At 71.6% G+C, this 7,404-nt stretch carries 8 protein-coding genes; 6 read left to right on the forward strand and 2 right to left on the reverse strand.

The features are described from left to right. Positions 1-56 precede the first annotated feature (56 nt). The 5 genes from FNH04_RS37595 (at position 57) to FNH04_RS37615 (ending at position 3,893) form a co-directional block, all read left to right on the forward strand. Complete coding sequence (locus FNH04_RS37595) at positions 57-725, forward strand: TraR/DksA family transcriptional regulator (protein ID WP_322724997.1); 669 nt, start codon at positions 57-59, stop codon at positions 723-725. An 81-nt stretch (positions 726-806) separates the two neighbouring features. Next, positions 807-1,526, forward strand: a complete 720-nt coding sequence (lspA, locus tag FNH04_RS37600) for a signal peptidase II (protein WP_322724993.1) — start codon at positions 807-809, stop codon at positions 1,524-1,526. Positions 1,527-1,672: 146 nt separating this feature from the next. Beyond that, positions 1,673-2,617 carry an RluA family pseudouridine synthase gene (locus FNH04_RS37605; RefSeq protein WP_322724995.1) on the forward strand — a complete coding sequence of 315 codons (945 nt, stop codon included), beginning with the start codon at positions 1,673-1,675 and terminating at the stop codon, positions 2,615-2,617. Next, positions 2,614-3,081, forward strand: coding sequence for a GNAT family N-acetyltransferase (locus FNH04_RS37610; protein WP_152790323.1), 468 nt, complete (start codon positions 2,614-2,616; stop codon positions 3,079-3,081). The genes FNH04_RS37605 and FNH04_RS37610 overlap by 4 nt, the downstream gene beginning before the upstream one ends. A 71-nt stretch (positions 3,082-3,152) precedes the next feature. Beyond that, entirely contained in the window at positions 3,153-3,893 is a 741-nt protein-coding gene (locus tag FNH04_RS37615) for an SDR family NAD(P)-dependent oxidoreductase (protein WP_152790324.1), read from the forward strand. Positions 3,894-3,908: 15 nt separating this feature from the next. Here FNH04_RS37615 and FNH04_RS37620 read toward each other — a convergent pair whose 3' ends face one another. Continuing rightward, positions 3,909-5,072: a mechanosensitive ion channel family protein gene (locus FNH04_RS37620; RefSeq protein WP_152790325.1), complete on the reverse strand. Its 1,164-nt coding sequence runs from the start codon at positions 5,070-5,072 to the stop codon at positions 3,909-3,911. A 108-nt stretch (positions 5,073-5,180) separates the two neighbouring features. Between FNH04_RS37620 and FNH04_RS37625 the strand changes: the two genes are divergently transcribed. Further along, the gene (locus FNH04_RS37625; protein ID WP_152790326.1) at positions 5,181-5,750 is read left to right on the forward strand and encodes a dienelactone hydrolase family protein; all 570 of its coding nucleotides are present in this window, start codon (positions 5,181-5,183) and stop codon (positions 5,748-5,750) included. Between the two features lie 24 nt (positions 5,751-5,774). Here FNH04_RS37625 and FNH04_RS37630 read toward each other — a convergent pair. Continuing rightward, the coding region (locus FNH04_RS37630; protein WP_228031841.1) for an alkaline phosphatase D family protein at positions 5,775-7,404 on the reverse strand (1,630 nt) is incomplete at its 5' end.

A 7,404-nucleotide genomic window follows, 5' to 3' on the forward strand; every position in this document is an offset into this window, starting at 1 on the left:
GGCAGGTAGCGGCTGGAGAGGTCGGGGCCGAGGCGGGGAGTGAGGAGGAACGGGCTGTGGGGCCGGTGGTCGAGGAGGCGGCCGGTGAGAAGGCGGCGGTGAAGAAGACCGCTGTGAAGAGGCCCGCTGTCAGGAAGGGCGCCGCACGCGGAGGCAGGAGTGCGTCCGCGAAGGGCGCGGTGAAGAAGAGCACGGCCAAGAAGGCGGGCGCGGCCCAGGCCGCAAAGACGACGGGAGCCACGACAGTGGTTGCGAAGAAGACTCCGGGCACGGCCACCGCGGCGCAGAAGCCCACGGCCGTACCCAAGGCACGGGTCGCCGCGGTGGAGCCCGGTGAGCTCGCGGTACGACCGGGCGAGGACCCATGGACCGAGGACGAGGTCTCCGAGGCCCGGGCGGAGTTGCAGTCCGAGGCGATGCGGCTGCGGACCGAGCTCGACGCCTCCGAGCGGGCCCTCACGGGCCTCATGCGGGACTCCGGGGACGGCGCCGGCGACGACCAGGCCGACACCGGCACCAAGAACATCACGCGCGAGCACGAGATGGCGCTCGCCCACAACGCGCGCGAGATGCTCGACCAGACCGAGCGCGCCCTGGAGCGGCTCGACGCGGGCACGTACGGGCTGTGCGAGAACTGCGGCGACCCCATCGGCAAGGCACGTATGCAGGCCTTCCCGAGGGCCACCCTGTGCGTCGAGTGCAAGCAGAAACAGGAACGCCGCTAGCGAGTGCCGCCTGAGCACGTGGTCCCCGAGGACCGTGACGTACTCTCGTCCTCAGTCAGGAACCTAGGTTGAGGGACTTACGTGGCAGAGGCGGAGCGCATCATCGGTACGCCGGACATCCCGGAGGCGGCGGGAGCCGAACCGGCGCAGTCCGGCGGGCAGGCGACTTCGGGCGAGCGGTCCGACTCCGGAGGCGGGCAGGCCCCCGACGAGCCGCCCGGCTCCGGTCCGGCGTCCGGCTCCGGCGAGACGGCGGCCCCGGACGGGCCGTCGTCGGACGCCGACGGGGCGGCGGGCGAGGCCGGGCAGTCCAGGGGCCCGCGCCGGATCGCGGTGCTGTTCGCCGTCGCCGCGCTGGCGTACGCCCTCGACCTGGTCAGCAAGATGATCGTGGTCGCGAAGCTGGAGCACCACGAGCCGATCGAGATCATCGGGGACTGGCTGAGGTTCGAGGCGATCCGCAACGCCGGCGCCGCCTTCGGCTTCGGCGAGGCCTTCACCATCATCTTCACGGTGATCGCGGCCGCCGTGATCGTGGTGATCATCCGTCTCGCGCGCAAGCTCTACAGCCTGCCCTGGGCCGTCGCGCTCGGGCTGCTGCTCGGCGGCGCGCTGGGCAACCTGACCGACCGGATCTTCCGCTCGCCCGGTGTCTTCGAGGGAGCGGTGGTGGACTTCATCGCGCCCAAGGGCTTCGCGGTCTTCAACCTCGCCGACTCCGCGATCGTCTGCGGCGGCGTCCTGATCGTGCTGCTGTCCTTCCGGGGTCTCGACCCGGACGGGACCGTCCACAAGGACTGACCCACAAGGCTTGATCCACGAGGCTTGATCCACAAGGTCTGATCCACCAGGACGGGCCGGGCACGGCGACTGGTGCCCGCGCGCGGGGAGTTCGGCTGCGCGGGCTCGCGTACGGCGCTGTCGGAACCGTCCGGCATACTCGACGGGTGAGCACGATTCCCGAGATCCGTACCCTGCCCGTACCCGACGGCCTGGAGGGCGAGCGCGTCGACGCCGCCATATCCCGGATGTTCGGGTTCTCCCGCACCAAGGCCGCCGAGCTGGCCGCGGCGGGCAAGGTGATGGTCGACGGCACGACGGTCGGCAAGTCCGAGCGGGTGCGCGGCGGGGCCTGGCTGGAGGTCGAGATGCCGCAGGCGCCCGCGCCGGTGCAGGTGGTCGCCGAGCCGGTTGAGGGCATGGAGATCGTGCACGACGACGATGACGTGGTCGTGATCGTCAAGCCCGTCGGGGTGGCCGCCCACCCGAGCCCCGGCTGGACCGGCCCGACCGTCATCGGCGGACTCGCCGCCGCCGGGTACCGGATCTCGACCTCGGGCGCCGCCGAGCGCCAGGGGATCGTGCACCGGCTCGACGTGGGCACCTCGGGCCTGATGGTGGTGGCCAAGTCGGAGTACGCGTACACGTTCCTGAAGCGCCAGTTCAAGGAGCGCACGGTCGACAAGCGCTACCACGCGCTGGTCCAGGGTCACCCCGACCCGACGAGCGGCACGATCGACGCGCCCATCGGCAGGCACCCGAACCACGACTACAAGTGGGCGGTCACGGCGGACGGCAAGCCGTCCGTCACGCACTACGACCTGGTCGAGGCCTTCCGCGCCGCCTCGCTGCTCGACATCAAGCTGGAGACCGGGCGCACCCACCAGATCCGTGTCCACATGGCGGCCCACCGGCACCCGTGCGTGGGCGACCTGACGTACGGCGCCGACCCGACGCTCGCCAAGCGGCTCCGGCTGACCCGGCAGTGGCTGCACGCGGTGCGGCTCGGGTTCGAGCACCCCGGTGACGGGCGGTGGGTCGAGTTCGAGAGCGACTACCCCGAGGACCTGCAGGGTGCGCTGGACCAGGTCCACGAGGAGACGTACGCATGAGCCCGTCGTTCGTCGTCCGTGTGGCCGAGGACCCCGCCGACCGTGAGGCGTGCTTCGCTGTGCGCAAAGAGGTCTTCGTCGGCGAGCAGGGCGTCCCTCAGGACATCGAGTACGACACGTACGACGCCGACGCCGTGCATGTGCTGGCCGTCCGGGACGACGGGGTGCCGCTCGGTACCGGGCGGCTGCTGTACGGGGAGGCGGCCGCGGCGAAGACCGACGGCGACCTCACCGTGGGCTCCCTCGGGCGGCTCGCCGTGACGCGTGAGGCGCGCGGGCTGGGCATCGGAGCCGCCATGGTGAGGGCCCTCGAGGAGGCGGCCCGCGCGCGGGGGCTGGCGGCGGTGGATCTGCACGCGCAGACCCATGCGATCGGGTTCTACGAGCGGTTGGGGTACGTGGCGTACGGGCCGGAGTTCGCGGACGCCGGGATGCCGCACCGGGCGATGCGGCACTCTCTGTAGCGGGATTTTCGGCAGGGTCCGGTCGGCGGTGGGCTCGCTCCACTCGTCGCTCCCCTTTGTACGATCACACCATGACGCGCAACGTAGTGATCAGTGGTGGAGGTACGGGGATCGGACTCGCGGCGGCGCGGGCGTTCGCCGCGGACGGAGACCGGGTGCTGCTGCTCGGGCGGCGGGCCGAGGTGCTGGAGAAGGCAGAGGTGCCCGGGGCGCTGACGTACGCGGCCGACCTCAGCAAGCCCAGCGGGGCACGCGGGGTGGAGCGGTTCGTGGCCGCGGAGTTCGGCACCGTGGACGTACTGATCCACAGCGCCGGAGGCGCCGGCTATCTGGAGCCCACGGTGGACAGCGACGAGCCGCTCGATGTCGTCCTGCACAACTGGGCCCTCAACTTCGGGCTCAACACCCTGACCGCGGTACTGCTCACGGAAGCACTGAAGGACCGGCTGGCCGACCCCGGCGGCCGGGTGCTGTTCCTCAGCTCCATCGCCGCCTACCGGGGGTCGGGCAGCGGGGCGTACGCCGCCTCCAAGGCCGCTCTGCACCCGTACGCCTTCGACCTGGCACGGCAGTTGGGGCCGCGCGGCGTCACCGTGAACCTGGTGGCGCCCGGCTATGTCGAGGACACCGAGTTCTTCGGCGGCACGATGGACGAGGAGCGCCGGGCGCGGCTCGTCGCCGAGACGTCGACCGGACGGGCCGGTACGCCCGGTGATGTCGCGAGCACCCTGCACTGGCTCGCCTCGCCCGGCGCCGGGCACATCACCGCACAGGTCATCCAGGTCAACGGGGGCGCGGAGCGCGGGCACTGACCCGTGCCCAGCGGGTCAGGTGCGGCCGGGGCCCGTGCCCGGTGTCTCATGGGCGCGGCCCCGTGTCGTGCGCGGACGCGCGCCGTCCGCCCGGTCGTCCGCCATGGCGTCGGGCCGGCCGTCGGGGTGGCTGTCGAACTGCCACGGAGCCAGTGCCGCGTCGGCCGTGTTGACGCGTGGAAGGGCGTAGGGGTGCTTCTCGCTGAGCCAGCGGATCAGCTCTTCGCGGACCGTGACGCGTACCGTCCACAGGTCGTCCGGGTCCTTGGCGGTCACCAGAGTCCGGACCTCCATGGTGGTGGGGGTCGAGTCGGTGACGGTCAGGTCGAAGGCGCGGCCGTCCCAGGCCGAGCACTCGCGCAGGATGTCACGGAGCTTCTCACGCATCTCGGGCAGCGGCGCGGAGTGGTCGATGTGGAGGAAGACCGTCCCGGTCATCTGGGCACCGCCCCGTGACCAGTTCTCGAACGGCTTCGAGGTGAAGTAGGACACGGGCATCGTGATGCGGCGCTCGTCCCAGGTGCGCACGGTCAGGAACGTCAGGGTGATCTCGTCGACCGTGCCCCACTCGCCCTCGACCACGACCACGTCGCCGAGCCGCACCATGTCGCCGAAGGCGATCTGCAGCCCCGCGAAGAGGTTGCTGAGCGTGGACTGCGCGGCGATACCGGCGACGATGCCGAGGAGCCCGGCCGAGGCCAGCAGCGAGGCACCGGCCGCCCGCATCGGCGGGAAGGTCAGCAGCATCGCCGCGGCCGCCACCACACCGACGATCGCGGAGACCACCCGCATGATCAGCGTCACCTGGGTCCGCACCCGGCGGATCCGGGCGGGGTCGCGGTGGGTGTTCGCGTACCGGGCGTACGAGGTCTCGACGATCGCGGCCGCGATGCGGATCACCAGCCACGCGGTCGACCCGATGAGGACCAGTGTCAGCACCCTGCCGATGGCCGTTCGGTGGTCCACCAGGGCGTGCACCTGGTCGTACGAGCCTCTCAGCGCGGCCGCGCACAGCACCAGCTGGAAGGGCACGCGGGCACGGCGGAGCAGCCCCCACAGGGGCGTCTCGCGGTGCCGCTCGTCGGCCTTGCGCAGCAGCCGGTCCACGGCCCACCCGAGGAGAAGGGCGAGTGCGACCGAGCCACCGACGACAATCAGGGGGCGGAGCAGATTCTCCATGCCTTCGAACGTAACCAGCCCCGCCGGGTCATGAACATGTGAGTTGTGCCCCATCCGGGGTACGGGCGGTGGTCCCGCGCTGTCGTACCCGGCTGGCACGATGACCCCATGAACATCATGCTGTTCCATTCGACCTATGGACTCAGGCCCGCCGTGCGCCAGGCGGCGGACCGGCTGCGCGCCGCCGGGCATGAGGTGTGGACGCCGGACCTCTTCGAGGGACGGACGTTCGATTCGGTCGAGGAGGGCAGGGCGTTCAAGGACGGCATAGGCACGGACGAGCTGCTCAAGCGGGCGGTCCTGGCCGCGGCGCCCTACTCGGAGCGGGGCCTTGTCTACGCCGGTTTCTCACTCGGCGCGGCGACCGCGCAGACGCTGGCGCTCGGGGATGACAAGGCCCGCGGGCTGCTGCTCCTGCACGGCACGTCGGACATCGCGGCCAACGCCTCCGTGGACGAGCTCCCGGTCCAGCTGCACGTCGCCGAGCCGGACCCGTTTGAGCCGGACGACTGGCTGAACGCCTGGTACCTGCAGATACGGAAGGCGGGCGCCGACGTCGAGGTCCACAGGTACGCGGGAGCGGGACACCTCTACACCGACCCCGACCTGCCCGACTACGACGAGGAGGCCGCCGAGGCCACCTGGCGGGTGGCCCTCGGCTTCCTCGAAACCCTCTGAACGAGGGGCGGGCCGGGGTACCGCTCAGACGGGGTCGTAGGCACGCTCCACCTTCTGCGTGCCGCTGCGCGTGCGGTACGAGCGGGCCCAGGAGGAGGTCGCGCCGGCCTTGGTGCGGTCGGAGAGCACGTAGAAGTCCATCTGCGCGCGCTCGGCGGTGATGTCCAGGACCCCGTAGCCGTGCCGGTCGGTGTCGACCCAGTGGACGTGCCGGTTGGCGGCGCGGATCAGCGGGGAGGCCAGCGCCGTTCCGGTGCCCTCGGGGACCTTGAGGATGTCGTCGATGTTCTCGGAGGTGACCGAGGTGACGACGAACTCGGTGGCGGCCGAGGCGGACAGCGGGTAGGTACCGGCGTTCAGCGGTACGTCGTTGGCCCACGCCATGTGGATGTCGCCGGTGAGGAAGACCGTGTTGCGGATCGCGTTGTCCCGCAGATGGGCGAGGAGTTCGCGTCGGTCGTCGGTGTAGCCGTCCCACTGGTCGGTGATGAGGGCGAGGCCCTCCCTGGGCAGGCCGAGCAGCTCGGCGAGCGGTTTCAGCAGCTCGGCGGTGAGGTTGCCGAGGGCGAACGGCGCGATCATCACCGAGTTGCCGACCAGCCGCCAGGTCGTGTCGGAGGTCTTCAACCCGGCCTTCAGCCAGTCGAGTTGGGCACGGCCCGTGAGCGTACGGTCCGGGTCGTCGACGTCGCCGTCGCCCACCGTCACCTGCTGTGAGCGGAAGGACCGCAGGTCGAGCAGCGAGAGGTCGGCCAGCTTGCCGAAGCGCAGCCGGCGGTAGGTGGTGCCCGCGATCGCCGGGCGCACCGGCATCCACTCGAAGTAGGCCTGCTTGGCCGCGGTCTGGCGGGCGGCCCAGGTGCCCTCGCCGCCCTCGGTGTGGTTCTGGGCGCCGCCCGACCAGGCGTCGTTGGCCATCTCGTGGTCGTCCCAGATGGCTATGACCGGGGCCGCCGCATGCAGGGCCTGGAGGTCCGGGTCGGTCTTGTAACGGCCGTGCCGGGTGCGGTAGTCGGCGAGGGTGAGGATCTCGTGCGCGGGCGCGTGCGGGCGTACGACGGTGTCGCGCGTGCCGTACTCGCCGGTGGCGTACTCGTAGATGTAGTCGCCCAGGTGCAGCCAGGCGTCCAGGTCGCCGCGCGCGGCGAGGTGGCGGTACGAGGCGAAGTAGCCGCCCTCCCAGTTGGAGCAGGACACCACACCGAAGCGCAGGCCGGTCACGGAGGCGGTGGCGGCCGGGGCGGTGCGGGTGCGAGCGGCTGGTGAGTCGGTACCGCCGGCGGCGAAGCGGAACCAGTAGTCGGTGGCGGGGGAGAGACCGCGGACGTCCGCCTTGACGGTGTGGTCGGAGGCGGCCGTGGCGGTGACGGAGCCCTTGACGACGACGTTCGTGAACGCCTTGTCCAGGGCGACGGTCCAGCTCACCTCGGTGTCCGGGCCGAGCCCGGAGCCGGGCACCGCCTCAGGGGTGGGTGTCACCCGGGTCCACAGCAGGACCCCGTCGGGCAGCGGATCGCCCGAAGCGACACCGTGCAGGAACGCGGGCGCCTCGGCGGCCCGGGCAGGGACGGCTGCGGCCAGCGGGGCCGCGAGGGCGGCGCCCGCCGCGGCCGCCTTGACGACCGTACGGCGGCGCGGCGCGGGGGAGCCGGGG

The organism is Streptomyces phyllanthi (assembly GCF_009377205.1).
GTDB lineage: Bacteria > Actinomycetota > Actinomycetes > Streptomycetales > Streptomycetaceae > Streptomyces > Streptomyces phyllanthi.